Annotated in this window: 19 protein-coding genes; 9 read left to right on the forward strand and 10 right to left on the reverse strand. The window is 64.3% G+C overall.

Going from position 1 to position 19950, the window contains the following annotated elements; genetic code table 11:
- Positions 1–142: 142 nt before the first annotated feature.
- A complete protein-coding gene (locus F455_RS0113410) occupies positions 143–1918 on the forward strand; it encodes a Mur ligase family protein (protein WP_018973815.1) in 1776 nt (591 codons plus the stop codon).
- On the opposite strand, the gene F455_RS20880 is transcribed toward F455_RS0113410, so the two are convergent.
- The gene (locus tag F455_RS20880) at positions 1913–3961 is read right to left on the reverse strand and encodes a PD40 domain-containing protein (protein ID WP_018973816.1); all 2049 of its coding nucleotides are present in this window, start codon (positions 3959–3961) and stop codon (positions 1913–1915) included. The two genes, F455_RS0113410 and F455_RS20880, sit on opposite strands and share 6 nt — an antisense overlap.
- A 220-nt stretch (positions 3962–4181) precedes the next feature.
- On the opposite strand from F455_RS20880, the gene F455_RS22130 reads away from it, so the two are divergent.
- The gene (locus F455_RS22130) at positions 4182–4790 is read left to right on the forward strand and encodes a cupin domain-containing protein (protein WP_157578795.1); all 609 of its coding nucleotides are present in this window, start codon (positions 4182–4184) and stop codon (positions 4788–4790) included.
- A 146-nt stretch (positions 4791–4936) separates the two neighbouring features.
- Here F455_RS22130 and F455_RS20890 read toward each other — a convergent pair whose 3' ends face one another.
- On the reverse strand, positions 4937–6445 hold the full coding sequence (locus tag F455_RS20890) for a glycosyltransferase family 39 protein (protein ID WP_169337344.1): 1509 nt from the start codon (positions 6443–6445) through the stop codon (positions 4937–4939).
- Between the two features lie 128 nt (positions 6446–6573).
- Here F455_RS20890 and amaB point away from each other — a divergent pair, with 128 nt between their 5' ends.
- The gene (amaB, locus tag F455_RS0113430) at positions 6574–8109 is read left to right on the forward strand and encodes an L-piperidine-6-carboxylate dehydrogenase (protein ID WP_018973819.1); all 1536 of its coding nucleotides are present in this window, start codon (positions 6574–6576) and stop codon (positions 8107–8109) included.
- A 72-nt stretch (positions 8110–8181) separates the two neighbouring features.
- Here amaB and F455_RS0113435 read toward each other — a convergent pair whose 3' ends face one another.
- From F455_RS0113435 to F455_RS0113445, 3 genes are all read right to left on the reverse strand, one after another.
- Entirely contained in the window at positions 8182–10578 is a 2397-nt protein-coding gene (locus F455_RS0113435) for a heavy metal translocating P-type ATPase (protein ID WP_018973820.1), read from the reverse strand.
- Entirely contained in the window at positions 10578–10982 is a 405-nt protein-coding gene (locus F455_RS0113440) for a heavy metal-responsive transcriptional regulator (RefSeq protein WP_018973821.1), read from the reverse strand. Before F455_RS0113440 ends, F455_RS0113435 begins: the two co-directional genes overlap by 1 nt.
- 99 nt (positions 10983–11081) lie before the next feature.
- Complete coding sequence (locus tag F455_RS0113445) at positions 11082–11312, reverse strand: GDCCVxC domain-containing (seleno)protein (RefSeq protein WP_018973822.1); 231 nt, start codon at positions 11310–11312, stop codon at positions 11082–11084.
- Between the two features lie 97 nt (positions 11313–11409).
- Between F455_RS0113445 and F455_RS0113450 the strand changes: the two genes are divergently transcribed.
- From F455_RS0113450 to murB, 5 genes are all read left to right on the forward strand, one after another.
- Positions 11410–11700 carry a DUF4190 domain-containing protein gene (locus tag F455_RS0113450; RefSeq protein WP_018973823.1) on the forward strand — a complete coding sequence of 97 codons (291 nt, stop codon included), beginning with the start codon at positions 11410–11412 and terminating at the stop codon, positions 11698–11700.
- A 134-nt stretch (positions 11701–11834) separates the two neighbouring features.
- Positions 11835–12119 (forward strand): plasmid mobilization protein, encoded by a 285-nt coding sequence (locus tag F455_RS0113455; RefSeq protein ID WP_169337345.1) that lies wholly within the window; start codon positions 11835–11837, stop codon positions 12117–12119.
- Positions 12119–12319 carry a hypothetical protein gene (locus F455_RS0113460; RefSeq protein WP_018973825.1) on the forward strand — a complete coding sequence of 67 codons (201 nt, stop codon included), beginning with the start codon at positions 12119–12121 and terminating at the stop codon, positions 12317–12319. The genes F455_RS0113455 and F455_RS0113460 overlap by 1 nt, the downstream gene beginning before the upstream one ends.
- A 1-nt stretch (position 12320) precedes the next feature.
- Positions 12321–13343 (forward strand): quinone-dependent dihydroorotate dehydrogenase, encoded by a 1023-nt coding sequence (locus F455_RS0113465; RefSeq protein ID WP_018973826.1) that lies wholly within the window; start codon positions 12321–12323, stop codon positions 13341–13343.
- Positions 13340–14419, forward strand: a complete 1080-nt coding sequence (murB, locus tag F455_RS0113470) for a UDP-N-acetylmuramate dehydrogenase (RefSeq protein WP_018973827.1) — start codon at positions 13340–13342, stop codon at positions 14417–14419. The genes F455_RS0113465 and murB overlap by 4 nt, the downstream gene beginning before the upstream one ends.
- 25 nt (positions 14420–14444) lie before the next feature.
- Here the strand turns inward: murB and F455_RS0113475 are convergent, their stop codons facing one another.
- Together F455_RS0113475 and F455_RS0113480 are read right to left on the reverse strand one after the other, a co-directional pair.
- Positions 14445–15431: an SLAC1 anion channel family protein gene (locus tag F455_RS0113475; protein ID WP_051084191.1), complete on the reverse strand. Its 987-nt coding sequence runs from the start codon at positions 15429–15431 to the stop codon at positions 14445–14447.
- Positions 15432–15442: 11 nt separating this feature from the next.
- Entirely contained in the window at positions 15443–15784 is a 342-nt protein-coding gene (locus tag F455_RS0113480) for a carboxymuconolactone decarboxylase family protein (RefSeq protein ID WP_026293361.1), read from the reverse strand.
- Between the two features lie 113 nt (positions 15785–15897).
- Here F455_RS0113480 and F455_RS0113485 point away from each other — a divergent pair, with 113 nt between their 5' ends.
- Positions 15898–16836 carry an AraC family transcriptional regulator gene (locus F455_RS0113485; protein ID WP_020684084.1) on the forward strand — a complete coding sequence of 313 codons (939 nt, stop codon included), beginning with the start codon at positions 15898–15900 and terminating at the stop codon, positions 16834–16836.
- 64 nt (positions 16837–16900) lie between these two features.
- On the opposite strand, the gene F455_RS0113490 is transcribed toward F455_RS0113485, so the two are convergent.
- The 3 genes from F455_RS0113490 to F455_RS20895 form a co-directional block, all read right to left on the reverse strand.
- Positions 16901–17317, reverse strand: coding sequence for a P-loop NTPase family protein (locus F455_RS0113490; RefSeq protein ID WP_018973831.1), 417 nt, complete (start codon positions 17315–17317; stop codon positions 16901–16903).
- 93 nt (positions 17318–17410) lie between these two features.
- Positions 17411–18712 (reverse strand): serine hydrolase domain-containing protein, encoded by a 1302-nt coding sequence (locus F455_RS0113495; protein ID WP_169337346.1) that lies wholly within the window; start codon positions 18710–18712, stop codon positions 17411–17413.
- Positions 18713–19006: 294 nt separating this feature from the next.
- Complete coding sequence (locus F455_RS20895) at positions 19007–19900, reverse strand: adenylate/guanylate cyclase domain-containing protein (protein WP_018973833.1); 894 nt, start codon at positions 19898–19900, stop codon at positions 19007–19009.
- Positions 19901–19950: the final 50 nt, after the last annotated feature.

The following is a 19950-nucleotide window of genomic DNA, read 5'->3' on the forward strand; positions in this document are numbered from 1 at the left end:
AAAACTGCTGCGCTCGACATTTCGCGCGCCGGCGGTGCTCGGAATCCTCTTTTACTGTAAGTAAACTCCGGTTCCTGCGCTCCGGCGTCGCGCGAACTGCCTTCGCTCGCTACGCTTTGAGATAGGTTCTGGAAAACACCGCATGACGATTCCGTTCGAAGATTCGCGCCGTCTGACCGGCGCCAATCTCTATTTCCCCGTGCCCGGCGCCGTGCTTGAAACCGCACCGGGTATACTTGTGGACAATGCAGCCGTTGAGCGCTGGCGTGCCGAGGTCGAACGCTTATGCCGTGAACTCGGCTGGTCGGAAATCGAAACCGCAGCACGATTGCGCGATGGCGCTGGCTCACTCGCGATCACTGCCTCCATCGACCAATTGTTCACCGCCACCGAAGTCAACGAATACGCGCTGGAACGAGCCCTGCTTCCCTTCTCCCACCGGGAAAGGGAAGAATGGTTCCTCGCTCCAGCGTACCCCGCGATCTGGGACGAGGAACTCGCACTACAGACGCTGCGCCTTGCAGCCGCAGGCGAACGTCGGTCCGATCTCGTCGCCTTGATTGACGAAGCGCATCGGCGCGATCTTCCCACTCTGCTCGACGATATTGAATTGACACTCGGCGAAGGTGCCGGCGCGCGAACGTGGCCGCTCGACGCATTGCCCTCACCCGCTGCGGTCGAATGGAAACCGTTGCACGCCATTCCGGTCGCGCTCGTGACCGGATCGAACGGCAAGACGACGACAACGCGTCTCGTCGCCGCGATCAGCGAGCGAGCGGGACGCCGCACAGCATTCAGCAGTACCGACGGCGTCGTCATCGGTGGCGAACTCGTCGCGAGCGGCGACTACTCCGGTCCCGCCGGCGCGCGCGCCGCATTGCGCGACGTGCGCAGCGAAACTGCGATCCTCGAGACCGCGCGCGGCGGCATTCTGCGCCGCGGGCTTGCGGTCGAGCGCGTGCAGGCAGCGATCGTCACCAACATCAGTGCGGATCATTTCGGCGAGTACGGCGTGCACGATCTCGACGACCTCGCCGACGCCAAGCTCGTCGTCGCGCATGCGCTGGTCGCCGAGGGCACGCTCGTGCTCAACGCCGACGACGACATGCTCGTGCGCCGAGCGGCCGGCCTGAAGTGCCGCATCGCCTGGTTCGCGCTCGACGCGGATCATCCGCTATTGATCGAACACCGTGCGCGCGGCGGCGCGACCTGCGGCGTGCACGCTGGACAACTCGTGCTGCACGCTGACGGCATCGATCGCGCGCTCGGCCGCATCACCGACATGCCGCTGAGCGCAAACGGCGCGGCGAAATACAACATCGCCAACCTCACCGGCGCCGCCCTGCTCGCCCACGTGCTGGGCATCGAGGATGCGGTCATCGCGCAGGTCTGCGCGCAGTTCGGCGCGAGTAACAACGATAATCCTGGCCGCTTGATGCGCTGGCATTTCGGCACGACGACGGTGATCGTCGACTATGCGCACAACCCGGAAGGACTGCGCGGCCTGCTCGACGTGGCGCGTGCGATCTCGCCGCAAGGTCGTCTGGCCCTCGTACTCGGCCAGGCCGGCAATCGCGAGGACACGGACATTCGCGGACTCGCCGCGGTCGCCGCGCGCCATCATCCCGACCTCGTCGTGCTCAAAGAACTCGCCAGCCACGCGCGCGGACGCGCGCCGGGTGAGGTTGTCGCACTGTTGCACGACGGACTGATCCGCAACGGCATCGCCGAAAATTCCATCGTCGTTTGCGACAGCGAAATCGGTGCCGCGCGCGCCGCCCTCGCGTGGGCGCGCACAGGCGACTTGCTCGTGCTACCGATCCACGATAAACAAGGCCGCAAAGAATGCGTCATGCTGCTCGATGGTCTTGAGCAAGCGCAGTGGCGCCCCGGCAAGCCGTTTCCGAGCCTTTTATAGTTTGCGTTCGATCAGCGCGATGTGCGAGTTGTTCTCGATGCGCTCGAATACGACTTCCGTTCCAATGGCCGAAATGTCGAAATCGTGAATCACGAAATCGGCGGGCAATTCTGCGAGAGTGCGCTTGGCACCCGTTTCAAGATCCAGCATGGCGAGGTTCTTGTGACCGATCTGGCCGGCGAGAATGACCAGCTTCTGCGAATCGGGCAGGAAAGCAAAGCGCCGCGCCCCGCGGGTAAGCATGATTCCAGCCAGCGGATGAGGGCGGCCGTCGGTGGCGGCAGCACGCAAGGGGAAAGTCGTGCCGACATCGGCGCCCGAATAGACGACGAGACGCCCATCCGGCGACCACACCGGATCGATCGAATATTCCGACGTGAACGGCACGGGCGCATCGCCGTTGATGAAAATGCGTGTAAGCCGCGGCGCTTCGTCGCGCATCGCCGCGATCAGGATCGAGCCGCCGTCCGGCGACCAGGCCGGGCTGCCGCGCAACGCAAGCGTGTCGGCGATGACGCGCGCATGCGAGCCATCGCTGTCCATGACGTACAGCCGCATTTTTCCGGCCTCCTCAACCGAGAAGGCCAGCGAACGATGATCGAAGGACAATGCCAACGCGCCGACGATGCGACCGCGTGCGGTACTCCACAGCTCCGAGCGTTGATCATCGTGCAGACGCCATATGCTCTGCCCTGCCCTCGCGATGAAGATGACACCGGTATCGGCGAAACGCGGGCTTGCACCGTTCGCTGTCATTGGTGTTGGCACGGCAGGCGTCGTCGCCTGATCCGGTTCAAGCGCCAGGTGCCACAGGCTCGTCCGCGGATTGGCCACCGTTGCCGCAAGATGCGAACCGTCGGCGCTCGCCGCAAGCGAGGTGAATGTCTCGACGCCAAGGCTGACCCGGTGCGGAACGCGGCGTTCCAGATCCATCGCGTAGATCCACGGACCGGATCGATCCGCGTCGTCGGCCAGATACAAGAGCGTATGCCGATCAAGGAATACGGGGTAGGCAACGCGCGATTCGTGCTGCGTGATGCGTTCGAGACCCTCGCCCGTCGTCTTCACGCGCCAGACGTCCCAGTCGTTCGGCGGAACGCCACGGACGAAGTAAATATACTGATCGTCAGGCGACCAGACGGGAAAGTGGCAATGGACGCCGTCCTCCGCGCCGTAGAGGCGGCGATCGGCTGTCCCGGGCGCCGCATCAAGATCGCGAATGAACATGGGATCGCCCGGTGCAGTCGTGTGGTAGACCAGATGTCTGCCATCGCGCGAGACATCGACCTCTGCGGCGTGCGCAAGATACAGAGACAACGGACCTTCCTCGACTGGCGTGGTCAGGATATTGACGTCGTCGGGTCGGAAACCTTCAGCACGCCGCGCCCAGACGTAGACGGATTGCCCATCGGATGAGAACAGCAGCGTCCGCGTCGCCGGGTTGATCAGCTCGCCGACTTGACCGCGGGTGAGGTTGCGGTAAGTACCGCTGTCGATCGTGCTCAACCAAGCATCGACTCTGCCTTGTTTCGTTGCAACGAAGGCCAGGCGCCGGCCATCGCGCGAAATCGCGGCAGCCTCCTCGTCGCCGTCGAAGTCGAGCAGCGGCGTGAATTTTGCGTCGGCGAGCGGGCTGCGCCAGAAGAAGTCGTTGCGCCGCGCATAGTCGATCGCGGCCACGACCGCCAACAGCACGCCCACGAGCATGGCGATAGCCAGACGTGATCGCGATGCGGGAGACTGCGCGAGCGCGGGCGGCGGCAGCGAAGGCGGGGATGATTCAACGGCTGCCCCGTCGCCATCGCCGGCAAGGTCGCCGCGCCGACTCGTCCACCACACGTCGAGTTCGGAGCGAAACGCGAACACCGAACCGAGCTTGTCGTGCTGATGGCGATGCACCGGCATGGCTTCGCGCCGCTCCCAGCGCTGGACCGTGCTCACGTCGCGTTTCAGGTAGGCGGCGATCCGCTTCCACGAATCCAGGCGATCTTCCGCCTCGCCGCGTGTCGTGGCGCCCTGCCGGTCAGTCGTGGGTTCGTCCAAAATACAAGCTCCGATGACACGAGCCCGGTCTGGATTCTTTCATCAACGCGTGCGTGATGCAAATCGCTGCATTGCGCGGGGAACTGCGGCAAGTGGCTTCGTGCCGCGCTTTGCAGCTTGCGGATCCGCGCCGATGGAGGGACTTTCACCACCGCTGGATTCTCGGCGAAAACACACGCAGAGAACCCTCCAGCCTATTCGCACCCCACCAGGAGCTCCCATGAACACACCACAAGCACGCATTTCCGCCCGCTTCCAGCTGCGTCCGCGTACCCTGAGATGGACGCTCGCAAACTTAGCGCTGGCGACCATGCTAGGTTGTCCGGCTGTGACACAAGCGACCCCGTCGCTGAACTTCGTCAGCGATGTGACCGAAGCACATTTCGATCCATTGCGTATCGTCTACCCGGATAGTGACATCTCGCGACACCATGGCGACGATGACGACTTTCGCCACCGCCATTTTCGCGACGACCCGCTGATCATCATCAATGTCGAGAACGCGTCGGACTACTACATCGTCACCAATACCGTCGCCGCCATAAATGCCCAAGGCACCGTTGTCGGCTACAGCGGATGGCATACGCATCCGGGACCGAGCGTAGTCCTGGTCAAGTCTGGCGTCGCGACGGTCTACGACGGCGACGATCCGACCTGCACGCCGAAAACCTATGCCGCCGGAAGCGGCTTCGTCGATCCCGGTGACGGTCACGTCCACATGGTGCGCAACGAGGGAACGGCTGTGTTGGTGACGCAGGCGTTCCAGATCATCCCGACGGGCGATGCTCGGCGCATCGACGCACCGAGTCCGGGCAATTGTCCGTTCTAATCCAAGCAAGCGAACCGAAGAGACGGACATCCGCGCGATCGCCCAAGGCCGCAGTCGCGTTGCGCTCGAGGAAATTGGAACCGGGGCTTGGCGTTGCCTGTCGGCGTCGCCGCGTAAAGCGCGCGGAGCTTCATGCCTTCCGGCATCTACATGAACTCGGCCAGCTTCGGCCACAACTCCTCGAGCGGCTTGCGTACGCCGCGGCAGAGAAAAATGTCCGCATGCCACTTCGTCTCTTCGTTTTCCACCTTGGCCTCGTTGCTGGTATGGCCGACGAGTTCGACCGTCGTGCACGGCTGATCGAGGTCCTTGCGATCGGCGCCGACGACGATCATGTTCTGCGGCGTCGGGCCGTACGGTCCGCGCAGCCAGAACGAATTGGCCGCGCTCCACGCCTGCGGCAGGCCATATTGCGGACCGTACAGATCGAGCGCGCCGGCTTCGCCGTAGTTGCTCGCCCAGATGCCGGTTTGTGTGCGTTCCTCCGCCGTCAGACCATCGCGGATGCGCGCGACTTCGCGCGCGAGTTCCGGCCAGCCTAATTCTTCACGGAAATCGCCGTTCAATTCGTTGACCCGCGCCCACGCCGGCGAATTCACCGGCACCAACGGCAGGCAGATGCGCAACATGATCGCTCCGCACAAGACGATGACGAACGATGCTGCCCACGCACCGCGCCGCCATGTCGGCGCACGCATCGAATCGATGAACGCTTGCAGTTGCACCGCGCCCGCAGCGAGCAGCATCGGATACAAAGGCGCGGCATAGTAACCGCGGCCGCGCGCAGCAACGAGGATGACGAACGGCACGAGCGCCATCCAACCGAGAATGCGCCAGCGCCTGCCCGCTTCTGTCACGAATACGAACCAGAGTCCGAGCAACCACAGCGGCACCGTGACGAAATTGCTCGCGATGTAGAGCTGCTCCAGCCAGAAACCGTCGGCGCGACCGATGCGCACGTCGCGCGCATGGATCTGCTTCAGCATGTCCAGCGTGACGAAGTCGTGACGGAACTGCCAGACCAGATTCGGCAGGAAGATCAGCAACGACAAGGCAACGCCGCACCACAGCCACTTGCTGCGCAGGTCGGCGCGTAGCGGAGTAAGCACAACGCCAGCAACCAGCCCGGCGGCGAAGAACGCCGCGGTGTACTTGGTCATCATGCCCAGCCCGACCATCGCGCCTATCGCGAGCCACCAGCGCGCGTCACCCGATTCGATACGGCAGACGACGAAGTAGGCGAGCAGCACGAACCAGAGGAAATCGAAGGTGACATACATGAACAGCGCGCTGCCCGAAAGGGACACCGGAGCAAGCGCAATGGCGAACGCCGCGAGCAACATGGCCGCACGGCCGCCGCCAAGCCGGCGGGTCATCAGGCCGGCGACGACGAAAACGATGCTCTGCGCGAGGGCGGGAAAGAAGCGAAATCCAGCCAGCGAGGCACCGAACAACTCCCACTCGATGCGACCGAGAAACGGCGTCAGCGGCGGATAAGCGACGAAGCCCCAGTCGAGACGGCGCGCATCGCTCAGGAACTGCAGCTCATCGCGATGAAACCCGTACTGCCCGTTCGTCGCGACATGGAAAATCAGCTTGGCCGCGGCTAGCGCGAGCAACAGGGCCAAGTCCTTGTCAAAACCTCGTTTTTCCACGTGTCTCGCCCTTTGTACGGTGCACAAGCATAACGTATTGGCCCCATTCGATTGCCACACCCCGGTTCCGGACAGGGCCAATCACCGGTTTATAATTGGCGGCTATCTTTAGCCAAACTGGAACACCCATGTCCGACAAGATTCTCGCGGCCCTCGGCCTCACCGGCACCGTCTCCGGTACCTATCTCGGCAACGGCGAATGGTCGAAGACCGACGATGCCGGCACGCTCGAAGTGGTCAACCCGAGCACGCACGAGGTGATCGGCCGCGTGCATTCGGCTTCGGCGAGCGACTACGAGACGATCGTGCAGCGCGCACAGGCCGCGTTCGCCGTGTGGCGCACGACGCCGGCGCCGCGGCGCGGCGAAGCGATCCGCCTCTGCGGCGAAGCGCTGCGCAAGCACAAGGACGCGCTCGGCTCGCTGGTCGCGCTCGAGATGGGCAAGATCAAGCCCGAGGGCGATGGCGAGGTCCAGGAGATGATCGACATCGCCGACTTCGCCGTCGGCCAGTCGCGCATGCTTTACGGCAATTCCATGCACAGCGAGCGCCCCGGCCATCGCATGGGCGAGCAGTGGCATCCGCTCGGCCTCGTCGGCATCATCAGCGCGTTCAATTTCCCGGTCGCGGTGTGGGCCTGGAATTCGTTCATCGCCGCGGTGTGCGGCGACATCTCGATCTGGAAGCCGTCGCCGAAGACGCCGCTGTCTGCGATCGCCTCGATGAAGATCTGCAACGAAGCGCTCAAGGCCGGCGGCTTCCCCGACCTGTTCTTCCTGTTCAACGATGCCGGCGTGGAACTCGCGCAGACCTTCGTCGACGACTATCGCATTCCGCTGATCAGCTTCACCGGTTCGACCGCAGTCGGCCGCACGGTCGGCGAGCGCGTCGCGCGGCGCATGGGCCGCTCGCTGCTCGAACTCGGCGGCAACAACGCGATCATCGTCGACGCGAGTGCGGATCTGAAGCTCGCGATCCCGGCGATCGTGTTCGGCGCGGTCGGCACGGCCGGCCAGCGCTGCACGACGACGCGGCGCGTGTTCATCCACAAGTCGATCTTCGCCGACGTGATGGGCAAGCTCGTTGCGGCGTACAAGCAGGTCGAAAAGAAGATCGGCGATCCGACCCTGGCGACGACGCTGATGGGTCCGCTCAACTCGAAGGCCGCGGTCGACGGTTTCGTCGGTGCAGTCGAGAAGGCCAAGGCCGCCGGCGGCAAGGTCGAGACCGGAGGCACAGCGCTCAGCGACAAACCTGGCAACTTCGTCCTGCCGACGATCATCAGCGGCGTGAAGAATGCCGATGCAGTCGTACAGACCGAAACCTTCGCGCCGATCCTTTATGCAATGCCGTTCGACACACTCGACGAAGCGATCGCGTTGCAGAACGGCGTGCCGCAGGGCCTGTCGAGCTCGATCTTCACGCGCGATATGCAGACCGCGGAAAAGTATCTTTCAGCGGCGGGCTCCGACTGCGGCATCGCCAACGTCAACATTGGCACCTCGGGCGCCGAGATCGGCGGCGCGTTCGGCGGCGAGAAGGAAACCGGCGGCGGCCGCGAATCGGGCAGCGATGCGTGGAAGGCGTACATGCGCCGCCAGACCAATACGATCAACTACTCGGATTCGCTGCCGCTCGCGCAGGGCATCAAGTTCGAGTTCTGAGCTTTCTCCCGCTTGCTGGAGACACCGCAAGCGGGATAGGTGACAGCGCTTGCGGTCGCCTTACGAGAACCCCTAAACGCGCGTTGCGCGCAGGCGCAACGCGTTGCCGATCACCGATACCGACGACAGGCTCATCGCCAGCGCTGCGATCATCGGGCTCAGCAGCAGGCCGGTGAACGGATACAGCACACCCGCAGCGAGCGGCACGCCGAGCGCGTTGTAGACGAAAGCAAGACCGAGATTCTGGCGCATGTTCGTCACTGCGCTGCGCGAGATCGCGAGCGCGCGCACGATCCCGCGCAGATCGCCTTTGACGAGTGTGACCTGCGCGCTCGACATCGCCACGTCGGTGCCCGTGCCCATCGCGATACCGACGTCGGCAGCGGCGAGTGCGGGCGCGTCGTTGATGCCATCGCCGGCCATCGCGACACGGCGCCCTTGCGCTTTGAGCGTCGCGACGAGTGCCGCCTTGTCCTGTGGCCGCACCTCGCCGTGCACCTCGTCGATGCCGAGCCGTGCGGCGATCGCCTGCGCCGTGGTCTTGCCGTCGCCCGTCGCCATGATCAGGCGCCAGCCCGCGGCATGCAGCGCGGCGACCGCCTCCGGTGTCGAATCCTTGATCGGATCGGCCACGGCGATCAGGCCGAGCGCGCGACCGTCCGCGGCGAGGAAGACCACGCTGGCGCCCTCCTGGCGCAGGCGTTCCGCCTCGTCGCGCAAATTCGCGATGTCAACGCCTGCCTCGCTCACCAGTGCCGCGCTACCGAGTAAGACGCTCTGCGCAGCGACACGCCCGCGCACGCCGCTGCCGGTCGCCGACTCGAAATCGGCGGCGGCTTGCAGCGCCAGGCCGCGCCGTCGCGCTTCGGCGACGATCGCCGCGGCGAGGGGATGCTCGCTGCCCTGCTCGATGCTCGCGGCGAGACGCAGCACCTCATCCGCGCTCGTGCCGGCCATCGCGACCACGTCGCGAAACGCGGGCCGGCCTTGCGTCAGCGTGCCGGTCTTGTCGACGATCAGCGTGTCGATCGTGCGCAGACGCTCGATCGCCTCGGCGTCGCGGAACAGCACGCCGGCATGCGCGGCGCGGCCGCTCGCGACCATGATCGTCATCGGCGTGGCGAGGCCGAGCGCGCAGGGGCAAGCGATGATCAACACGGCGACGGCATTGACGATCGCGTAGGTCCACGACGGCTGCGGGCCGAACACGCCCCAGACGAAAAACGTCGCGAGCGCGACCGTCATTACCGCGAGCACGAACCAGACACTGACCTTGTCGGCCAGCCGCTGCATCGGCGCGCGCGTACGCTGCGCCTGCGCCACGAGACTCACGATCTGTGCCAGCGCGGTTTCCGCGCCGACCTTTTCGGCGCGAATCACCAGGCTGCCCGTGCCGTTCAGCGTCGCGCCTATCACGGCGTCGCCCGGTTTCTTTTCGACCGGAATGGGCTCGCCGGTCAGCATCGATTCGTCGATGCTCGAGCGGCCCTCGACGACGACACCGTCGACCGGCACTTTTTCACCCGGGCGTACGCGCAAGCGATCACCGACTTGCACTTGGTCGAGCGCCACATCTTCCTCGGCACCGCCCTCGCGCACGCGGCGCGCCGTCTTTGGCGCCAGGCCAAGCAATGACTTGATCGCCGCCGACGTGCTCGAGCGCGCCTTCAGTTCCAGAATCTGTCCGAGCAAGGTCAGCGAGACAATGATCGCCGCCGCTTCGAAATACACGCCGACACGGCCGTGCTCGTGGAACGATTCAGGGAACACCTGCGGCGCCACGGCCGCGACGACGCTGTAGCCAAATGCGGCGATCACGCCGGTGCCGATCAGCGTCCACATGTTCGGGCTGCGGTTGGCGATCGACTGCGCCCAGCGTTCGGCGAACGGCCAGCCGGCCCAGAGCACCACGGGCGCGGCGAGCGCGAATTCGAGCCAGGTGCGCACCGTTGCCGAAAGCGCGGTAAACGCGTGGCCGAACATCGCGAGCGCAAACACGGCGATCGACAGCGGCAGCGTCCAGAGAAAACGGCGGCGGAAATCAGTCAGTTCCGGATTCTCGCCGTCGTCGAGGCTCGGCATCATCGGCTCGAGCGCCATGCCGCAGATCGGACAGGTGCCGGGCGCATCGCGCACGATTTCCGGATGCATCGGGCAGGTATATTTCGTGCCCGGCACCATGGGCGGCGGCGGCTCGGCGCCCTTTTCCGGCGCAAGATAACGCAAAGGATCGGCAACGAACTTGGCGCGGCAACCCGCTGAACAGAACAGGTATTCGTGGCCCGCGTGTTCGGCGCGATGCGCCGAATCGGGTTTGACCTTCATCCCGCACACGGGATCGATCGCGGTCGCTGTCGAATCGATTGCGGCCGTAGATGTATGGCTTTGCTTGTGCGCGTCGCAACAGCCCGGCGCGGCCGGCGCTGCGTCGTTGTGCTGGTGCTCTTGCGAATGCGTGTGCGACGCCATCAATGCAATTCCTCATCGGTCAGCGCGTTGAGGATCGGACATGCCTCCGCCCGCCCGTGCCCGGGACAGGCGGCGATCAGCTTGCGCAGGCCGGCGCCGACACGTTCGAGCTCGGCGATGCGCGCCTCGATGTCAGCGAGCTTGAGCTGCGCCACGCGCTTGACCTTGGCCACGCTGCGTTCCGCGCTCAGTTCCAGCAGCGTGCGGATGTCCTCGAGCGAAAACCCGAGCGCCTTGGCGCGACGGATGAAACGCAGGCGCCTGAGTTCCGCCTCGCCGTAGCGCCGGTAACCGGAAGCGAGGCGCCCCGCCGGCTGCAGCAGGCCGTTGCGTTCGTAGTAGCGCACCGTGTCGATGGCGACGCCGGCGCTCTCGGCGAGTTTGCCGATGCTGAAATTCGACATGTGATCCTCCAGTGGCGCACAGTCTAGAGTCTAGACCCAGGTCCAGAGTCAAGCGCGGGAGACGGGGAATTTGCCGCCGCCCCCATGCCTACGGCCGGATCACGACGCCGATGTGCAGCAGCCGCCGTCGCGGCCGTCGGCCTGCACGGGCGGACACGGCACATCGCCCCACGAACAAAACACGCAACAATCGCCGGGCTTCGGTTTGAGCAACGCGCCGCAATGCCGACAGTCGTAGAACCACTGGCAGGCATCGGTCGGCATCGTTTCCGTGCTTGACTGCCCGCAGTCGGGGCAGGTCAGCGTCGATTCGGTGATGATCGCGTTCATGCGCCCATCATAGTGAGCGCGCTGTGCATTACCATCGATACAGGTAGCGGACATATGACCCGGGTATGATGGCGGCGGCCGGCGTACGGAGTGCAGCATGAACACACCAGTGCAGAACACCACCAGCGTCAGTGCGATCCTCAGCCTGATTTTCGGCGTCGTGAGTTGGCTCGGATTGCCGTTCTTCGGTGCGATCATCGCGATCGTCTGCGGCCACGTCGCGCGCGGTGAGATCCGGCGCGCCCCGCCAGGGGCAATCCAGGGCGACGGCCTGGCGCTGGCTGGGCTCGTCCTCGGCTACCTGCACCTCGCGCTGTTCATGCTCGCCACATTCGCCCTGCTCACCTTCTTCGGCGGCTTCGCCTGGCTGGCCGCGCACCTGCACTGAGCGGGGATTCAGCTTGGCCGACATTGAATCGGCATGCACATGACATTATCATGTGTGTGCATGATCGTTGCGATCGTCCGAATCGCCCGGATCAGAAGCAGCCATTCCGGCTGCGCTTCTCAAAAGATGACGCCATGAAAACGCAGCGCCTCACCCTGCTCGTCTCGCCCGAAGACAAGCGCAACTATCGCAACCTCGCCAAGGAACGCGGCATGAACATGAGCGAACTCATGCGCGAGGCCGTACGCGCCTACGGCGTCAGCACGATCGACGACCCGCGTGAACTCGTCGCCCTGACCGCCGAACTGCGCGAAGCGCTGCCGGCGATGCGCCGCAGCGTGCGCGCGGCCAATGCTTCGGTCGAGCGCGCGCTCGCCAGCATCGCCAGCCGCCAGGCCAAGCCCTCCAAGGCCGGCTGATGGGCGCCCTGCTCGACGCGGTGAAAGTGCTCAAGGATGTGCTGCGCATGCGCGATGATCTCGATCGACTGGCGAAAAACGTCGACAAGCTGGCCAACGTCGCCAACGAAATCGACAAGCGCCTGATCCGCATCGAGACGATGGTCGAGATCGCGGAAAAGCGCAGTGCGCGCCAGGCCAAGCTGCCCGCGAAGCAGTAGCTTGTACGCCCTCGCCCGCCCCTTCCTGTTCTGCCTCGACGCCGAGCGAGCGCACGATCTCGCGCTCGCGTCGATCGAAGCCGCCTACCGCACCGGCCTCAACCCGCTGCTCGCGCTGAAATCGGCGCCGTTGCCGACGCGCGTGTTCGGCATCGACTTCGTCAATCCGGTCGGGCTCGCCGCTGGGCTCGACAAGAACGGGGCCTACGTCGACGCGCTCGCCGCGCTCGGCTTCGGCTTCATCGAAGTTGGAACGACCACGCCGCGAGCGCAGGCCGGCAATCCGAAGCCGCGCATGTTCCGCCTGCCCGAGCACGAGGCGGTGATCAACCGGCTCGGTTTCAACAACGGCGGCGTCGAAGCGCTCGTGCGCAACGTTGAGCGGGCGAAGTTCAACGGTGTGCTCGGTATCAACATCGGCAAGAACAAGGACACGCCGAACGAACGCGCGGTCGACGACTACCTGCACTGCCTCGAGCGCGTCTACGCGCGTGCCAGCTATGTAACGGTCAATATTTCCTCACCAAACACGCAAGGTTTGCGCGATCTGCAGGAAGAAGAAACCTTGAAGCGTTTTGTCGGCACGCTGCGCGAGCGCCAGGAGCAGCTCGCCGCGCAACACAGCACACGCAAGCCGATGCTGCTCAAGATCGCGCCGGACCTGAGCGAGGCCGAGCTCGACGGCATCGCCGCCGTGCTGCTGGCCGCAAAAATCGACGGCCTGATCTGCACGAACACGACGATCGCGCGCGACGCGATCGCGGGCGCGCGCCATGCGCAGGAAGCCGGCGGTCTCTCCGGCAAGCCGCTGATGGCCAAGGCAACCGCGGTGCTGCGCGGCATGGCGCAGCGGCTCGGCAGCGCGATTCCGCTCATCGGCGTCGGCGGCATCACGTGCGGTACGGACGCAGCGGAAAAATTCGCCGCGGGTGCGAGCCTCGTGCAGTTCTACTCCGGCCTGGTCTTTCGCGGGCCGTCACTGATCGGCGAATGCGTCGAAGCGCTGCGCGGCAAAGCCAGATGAACGACCACCACGCCACTTCGACGCTGCCTTTCGTCACCGGTTACGGCTATACGGTGCACGAGAACGCTTCGATGCTCGATCGCACGACGTTCCGCGTGCCCGCGCGCGCGGCGATGCTGATCGACGTGCACGAATTCGACGCGATCCCGTGCCTGCTGGACGACGCCGCTAAGCAGCATCGCGAGGTGCTGATTCTCGGCGGCGGCAGCAACGTCTTGTTCACCCGCGACTGGCCGGGCGTCGTGCTCGCCTTGCGCACGCGCGGCCTCGACATCATCGAGCAACACGTGCCCGGCACGCCGGGCGATGCCGCGCTCGTGCGCGCCGCGGCCGGAGAAGTCTGGGACGACTTCGTCCACTGGACACTGGCGCATGGCTTGCGCGGACTGGAGAATCTCGCCCTGATTCCGGGTAGTGTCGGCGCCACGCCGATCCAAAACATCGGCGCCTACGGCGTCGAGGTCGGCGAGTTCGTCGATGCCGTATATGCATACGACCGCACGACGAGTTCGATCGTGCGTCTCGACCGCGCCGCCTGCGCCTTCGCCTACCGCGATTCGCTGTTCAAGCGCGATAGCGGGCGCTATCTCATCACCGCAGTCGATTTCCTGCTGCCGCGCGAGCGTGCGCTGCGCCTCGACTACGACGGCGTGCGCGAGGAACTCGCCGCGATGGGCGTGGACTCACCCGACGCGCGCGCGGTCGCGCACGCGATCTCGCGCGTGCGCACGCGCAAACTGCCCGATCCGGTCACCACCGGCAACGCCGGCAGTTTCTTCAAGAACCCGATCGTCTCAGCCGACCTCGCCACAGCGCTCGAGGGCGAGCATGCGCGGATGCCGCTCTGGCCGCTGGCGGACGGCCTGGCGAAGCTGTCGGCCGCCTGGCTGATCGAAGCCTGCGGGCTCAAGGGATTTCGCCAGGGCGATGCGGGCGTTTCCGATCAACACGCGCTTGTGCTGATCAACTACGGCGGCGCGAACGGCGCGCAGCTCTGGGCGCTGGCGCGGCACATCCAACAGACTGTACTCGCGCGCTTCGGCGTGGCGCTGGAACCCGAGCCCCTGGTGATTTGAAGCAGCGTTGCAGCGGCTCGTTGCTTTAACTCGACAACTGCTGCATTTCGCTCCGCACAATTCCAATCAAGGTTCGGATCAACAGTCCGCCGATGACGGCTGTGGCCAGCGCGAGCAAGAGCAGCGCAAGTCCATCCGCCCACAGCGTCTTGGAATAGGCGGCATAACGCAGTCCGGCGCCGGCCGTCGCCGCCAGAGGGAAGCTGACCGCCCACCAGGACATGCGGAACGGGCAACAACTCGGCAGATGGCGCAAGCGCGTCAACAACACCGCGAGCAGGAATACGTTCAAAGCAAACAATCCTTCCGCGAGCGCGTCGACCTGACCCAGCGTAATCACGTAGGCGGAAAACCCCACCGCAAACGGGGCCAGCAAGATCATCAGCAAAGGCGACATCGCTGGCGGCAACGGTTCCTCGAACATCAACCGCGAAAAGATCATGGTAAAAAGAGGCACGGCGAAGAAAAGACCCACCGCCAACCCCAACATCATTAAGGCATGCGGCGGTTCAGCGAAACCCAACGCAGGCACCGCCAGCGGTATGTCGAGCATGCCCACCAGCGGAACGATCCAGGTCGGCGTGGCATGCGCCGGCTGTTGGCGGGCTCCCAACCAGCGGCTGGCCATGTGCCAAGCGAACATGGTCATGCCGAGAGCCGATGCCGCCCACAAGCCCCGCGCAAACGGCAGGCTGTAGTCAGCGAGGACGATCGGCAGTAGCAAGGCGCTGATCAGGGGCGTGCCGAACAAGGCACCGGTGACCGGGTGCAGAAACTCGGCCTTGACGTGGACAAAGCCAGTCGCAGCCTTGATCGCATAACCCGCGACCATGGCGACAAACGCAGCGACGCCTGCCGCACCAATGCCGTCTGCCACCCAAAGCGGTACTCCGAAGCGGGCGTGCGCCAGACGCCAAGCCAGGCTCAATCCGACAAGCCCCATCACCGATCCAAACAACGCGACCGGCAACCACCGCGCCGATGCCGTATCAACGACATTCACTGCAGACATTGTGATCGCCCTCAAACAGCCGAAACGGCAGACATCGCATCTAAAGCGCGCGCGGAATACACCATTGCAGCGCCCGCATTGAGCGCGATCGCCACACCTAGCGCCTCGGCGACTTCTTCACGGCTGGCGCCCAGCTTGCTGGCCTCGGTCGCATGGACCACGATGCAGCCGTCGCAGCGGCTGGTTACCGCCACCGCCAGCGCGATGAGTTCGCGGGTCTTTGCGTCAAGGTGGTTCGTCTTCTTGCCGGCAGCGGAAAGTGTTTGATAGCCAGCTAGCGAATCGGGGGACAGTTTGCCGATTTCACCGATGCGGTCCATCAATTCACGACGATATTCAGTCCAGTTGAGCATGTTTCTTCTCCAGATAGTGGGCGCGCCACGCGCGGTTGTTTCGACGCGTATTATTCTGGATTGAAATGATTCAATCACTAGCCAAAAATCTCATTATTTAGCTTATTCGTCTCATGGATGCACTCAGCCAACTTCTTAGCCTCAGCCGCATGAGTGTGCAAATGGACGTTCACTGCCTGCTTGCCGGCAAATATGCCGTTGCGCATGAAACATCGGCGCCCGGCGAAGCCCCGTTTCACCTGGTGCTGGCAGGCAAATGTCGCGTGCGTAGCGTCACCGGCTGGACCGACTTGAACGCCGGGGACTTCCTGTTACTGCCGCATGGCGATGCCCACGATGTCCTTCCGCCGCGCTCCGTGCAATCGAAGACAAGTCGGCCGGTGCACCGTTTGCGCTTGAGCCAGGACAGCACCCTGCCGATCAAGGGCAATGTGCGCAGTCCCTCCAACGCCGATCTAGATCTGCTTTGCGGGCGATTCATCTGCGCTTACGGCGCGGGCTCCATGCTGCTCCGAGCACTACCGCCTAGAGTGCACGTGAATCTGCAGGATATGGCCAGCGGAGAATTGCTCGGTTCCCTGATCGCCCTGCTCCAACGCGAAGCAACGCTCGCGCAGGCAGGAGCTCTTGCCGTCGTGAATGCGCTGGGTCAGGCCATTCTGACCTTTGCGCTTCGACATCATGGCGTAGACGGAAGCGCGCCTCCCGGCCTGCTGACGATCATGGCGGATCGACGGCTCGGCTCGTCGGTCAGCGCGGTGCTGCAGGACTCGTCGCGCGACTGGACAATAGCTTCACTCGGCGAAAAAGTGTCCATGTCCCGAGCGACCTACGCGCGCCAGTTCCGCGCGAAAGCCGGCATGGGAGTCGGCGAATTCTTATTGACCGTTCGCATGATGCGCGCGTGCGATCTGATCCAGCATACGGATCGAGGTCTTGCCGAGATCGGCCAAGCGGTGGGCTACGCTTCGGAAGCAGCATTCGGCAAGGCGTTTCAGAAGATCGTCGGCGAGACGCCCGGTAGATGGCGCAGGAAACAGAAATCGGTTTAGCCAAGCCAACGGGCGTTGCCCGAACAACTTACGCGTTCGCACTGGCGGTACTTGCAGTCGATACTCAAACACCATCACCGTCTGCTTTGGCCATGGTCATGCTGATCCTTACCGGCACTGCATGCGCAGCACGACGCTGAGGGCGCGAGCGCGCGTCGGCCACCGCAGCGGAATGCGCGCCGGCGGGATGCCCGTTCTGCGCATCGAGCAGGGTTGCGCTGAACGTTTCGTTCCTGCGCAAGGACTCGAGCATGGCGGGATCCGGACCGCGACGCCGCTTCCAGTACCAACAGATCGGCAGCGCAACGATCACGAGCACCGCGACGATGGCGGCATTGCGCGGATTCGTCATCACGTTGTTGGCGATACTTGCGAGTAGCACGCCGGCACGCAGCGCCGGTGGCGCGAGCTTGCCGAGCTCGGACGCTGCCGAAACGGGCGGGCGCGTGAATTCGGATTTGAATGTGCATTCGGCGGACATGATCGCTTCCTCGGCTCCTGCAGCGGCGTCATCGCTTGTCGCCTGCTTCTGCTACAAGACGAACGGGAAAGCGTGGAATCGACAACGCAAGACTCAGCGTTCCGAAACTCGCTTCAGCGGCCGTGGCGGGCCTTCGCCGCCCTCGAAGTAGTCGAGCTCGACCACTTCGCCGGCATCGTTGCGGACAGGCGAGAAGTAACTGAGTTCATCCGGCACGAAATGAAGTCTCCGGCCGGCAGTCATCTGCAGCGGGATCGTCTTGCCGTCGCCGCGCCGCGCGTAGATTCGATGATCCTCGATCGAAAGCGTTTCGACGACGCCGTCGCCGCCACGGTAGGTACCCTGCAAGGCCTGCGCGATCTCGTCTGTCACGCGCACGCCGACCGGCACCGGGAACGGCTCGCCCAATACGATTGCCGCGAGCCGCTTGCCGAACGTGCGCGCATCGAAACTATCGTCATTGGCGAGGACCACGATCGTCGCCTGCCGGGCGGGAAGGTAGCCGACGAACGAGGCAAAGCCGTTTATCTGTCCGGTATGCCCGACCATCGTGCTGCCGCGGACGTGCCACAGGTACATGCCCATGCCATAGCCGTATGCAGTAGCCACGCCGGGAAGATCCGGCGTCGGCGCGATCATCTGGCGGAATCCGTCACGGCCGATCACACGACCTTCGGCCAGGGCGCGCATCCAGTGCCGCAGGTCGTCCGCGTCGGAGACCAGGCCGCCCGCAGCAGACACCGCGGCCGAATTGATGAATTGCGCATTGTCGACCCGCTGCGTTTGCGCATCCGTGGTGTAGCCGGCGACGCGTCCCGCGATCAACGCGGAATGGGAGCCGAAGCGCGTTCGTTTCAATCCGGTCGCGCCGAACAAGTCTTCCTGCATCGCGGCATGCCACGATTTTCCGGTCACCTTCTCGATCACCGCACCCAGCAGGATATAGCCGGCATTCGAGTAGGCCCAGCGCGAGCCCGGCGGAAAATCGGCAGGACGCTTGCGAATTTCGGCGATCAGCGCGGCAGTGTCGACATCGCGTCGCGAGAAGCCCGGTTGCACGTCCCTTACCAGATCGGAGACACCTGAGGTGTGATTGAGCAGCTGGCGCAGGCTGATCCGGTCTGCGCCGGGAAAATCCGGAAGGTATTTCGACAAGGCATCGTCGATCGACAATTTGCCGAGTCCGGCGAGCTTCAGCACCATTGCCGCGGTGAACATCTTGGTCACGGAAGCGATGCGAAACACCTGGCCTGGTGAAAGCGCCACGCCGAGCTCGATATCGGCCCTCCCCCTCGCTGCGCTGAACGCGACGCGATCACCATTGGCGATCAGCACCGCGACCCCGGGTCCATCGCGGGTCACGGCATGATCGAGCAGCTCCTGTACTTGTGGCACAAGTGGGGAAGCCTGCGCCGATGCCACCGAAAAAATGCAGGTGTAGAACGTCAGGAAAATCGCCGCAGGGCGGAATTGACAGCACATATACCGGCTCGGCAGCGAAAGAGAATCTCTTGCCGCGCGCTACAGCGCGACGACATCGCCAATACGGATTCCGCCCGGTGCAAAAGAGTTGCGAATCAGCTGAAATTGCGCCCGGCCGAATCGCCGGCTGGCGCAAATCGGCGACTGGGCCGTGCAGCGCAACGTTCAGGGAGCCGGCTCAACAGCGAGCCTGCAGCTTGGAATCGTCTATTCGCTGCACTGGAAGTACAGCAGATGCTCCGGATTGTGCGCGGCCGTCTGGCCGAGGCTGATCGTGCCGCTGCGCAGCAGGCGCACTTCGTCGCGGTGGAACGACAATTCGTCGTCGTCGCCGAACTTCACCCATGAGCCGTTCGTGGAACGATCGGAGACGACGAAGTAGCCGCGCTTGTACTCGATGAGCGCATGATTGCGCGATACCCATTCGGCATCGATGACGAGGCTCGACGAGAGATCGCGACCGAGCGTGAACGGTGGTGCGAGTTCGTCAAGATCGATCGCGCGGCCGCGGTAGCGCAGATGCAGGCGCACGCGCGGCACAGCGAAGTTCCCGGTCGAGATCGCCCGCTGCACCATGGTGAGATTCGACACGTCCTCCTGCCAGAGCACGTCGACGATGTCGATCGGCAGCATCTTTCCGGCGACGCGCGTCTGTCCCATCGAGCGCACGCGCAGCATGCCGGCGTTGGTCAGCAGTTTCACCGTCGAGGCGGTCGCGATGATCTGCTCGCGTTTGGCCAGCGCGGTCATGCGTGCCGCGGTGTTGACCGCGTCGCCGTAGACGTCGCCGTCCTCGACCAGTGTTTCGCCGTGATGCAGGCCGATGCGGATCGCGAGAAATTCGCGCGCGCACTCCTCGTCCGCGGCAATGCGCTTCTGCATGTCGACAGCAGCGAGCAGACCCTGGATCGGCCCGGGAAAGGTGCACAGGATCTCGTCACCGATGTTCTTGATCACGCGCCCGCCGTGCTGGCGCGTCACCTCGCCGAGCGCCGCCAGCATGGCCGCAACGAGTCGCCGCGCCTCGATATTGCCGCGCGTTTCGAACAGCCGCGTGCTGCCGCTGACGTCGGCGAACAGGATGGTCAGTTGCTCGCTCATCGACGTGAAGTTTAGCCGGAAACTCGACGCGAGGGGCGCGACCTGCGCGC

It is taken from the genome of Rudaea cellulosilytica DSM 22992, assembly GCF_000378125.1.
Lineage (GTDB): Bacteria > Pseudomonadota > Gammaproteobacteria > Xanthomonadales > Rhodanobacteraceae > Rudaea > Rudaea cellulosilytica.

Excerpts from the sequence above, each read along its gene's own strand:
- F455_RS0113485 (WP_020684084.1), top strand. The coding sequence starts at position 15,898 with ATGGATGCACTCAGCCAACTTCTTAGCCTCAGCCGCATGAGTGTGCAA.
- F455_RS0113435 (WP_018973820.1), bottom strand. The coding sequence starts at position 10,578 with ATGGCGTCGCACACGCATTCGCAAGAGCACCAGCACAACGACGCAGCG.
- F455_RS0113480 (WP_026293361.1), bottom strand. The coding sequence starts at position 15,784 with ATGCTCAACTGGACTGAATATCGTCGTGAATTGATGGACCGCATCGGT.
- F455_RS20895 (WP_018973833.1), bottom strand. The coding sequence starts at position 19,900 with ATGAGCGAGCAACTGACCATCCTGTTCGCCGACGTCAGCGGCAGCACG.
- murB (WP_018973827.1), top strand. The coding sequence starts at position 13,340 with ATGAACGACCACCACGCCACTTCGACGCTGCCTTTCGTCACCGGTTAC.
- F455_RS0113460 (WP_018973825.1), top strand. The coding sequence starts at position 12,119 with ATGGGCGCCCTGCTCGACGCGGTGAAAGTGCTCAAGGATGTGCTGCGC.
- F455_RS22130 (WP_157578795.1), top strand. The coding sequence starts at position 4,182 with ATGAACACACCACAAGCACGCATTTCCGCCCGCTTCCAGCTGCGTCCG.
- F455_RS0113440 (WP_018973821.1), bottom strand. The coding sequence starts at position 10,982 with ATGTCGAATTTCAGCATCGGCAAACTCGCCGAGAGCGCCGGCGTCGCC.
- F455_RS0113455 (WP_169337345.1), top strand. The coding sequence starts at position 11,835 with ATGAAAACGCAGCGCCTCACCCTGCTCGTCTCGCCCGAAGACAAGCGC.
- amaB (WP_018973819.1), top strand. The coding sequence starts at position 6,574 with ATGTCCGACAAGATTCTCGCGGCCCTCGGCCTCACCGGCACCGTCTCC.
- F455_RS0113410 (WP_018973815.1), top strand. The coding sequence starts at position 143 with ATGACGATTCCGTTCGAAGATTCGCGCCGTCTGACCGGCGCCAATCTC.
- F455_RS0113490 (WP_018973831.1), bottom strand. The coding sequence starts at position 17,317 with ATGTCCGCCGAATGCACATTCAAATCCGAATTCACGCGCCCGCCCGTT.
- F455_RS0113450 (WP_018973823.1), top strand. The coding sequence starts at position 11,410 with ATGAACACACCAGTGCAGAACACCACCAGCGTCAGTGCGATCCTCAGC.
- F455_RS0113475 (WP_051084191.1), bottom strand. The coding sequence starts at position 15,431 with ATGTCTGCAGTGAATGTCGTTGATACGGCATCGGCGCGGTGGTTGCCG.
- F455_RS0113445 (WP_018973822.1), bottom strand. The coding sequence starts at position 11,312 with ATGAACGCGATCATCACCGAATCGACGCTGACCTGCCCCGACTGCGGG.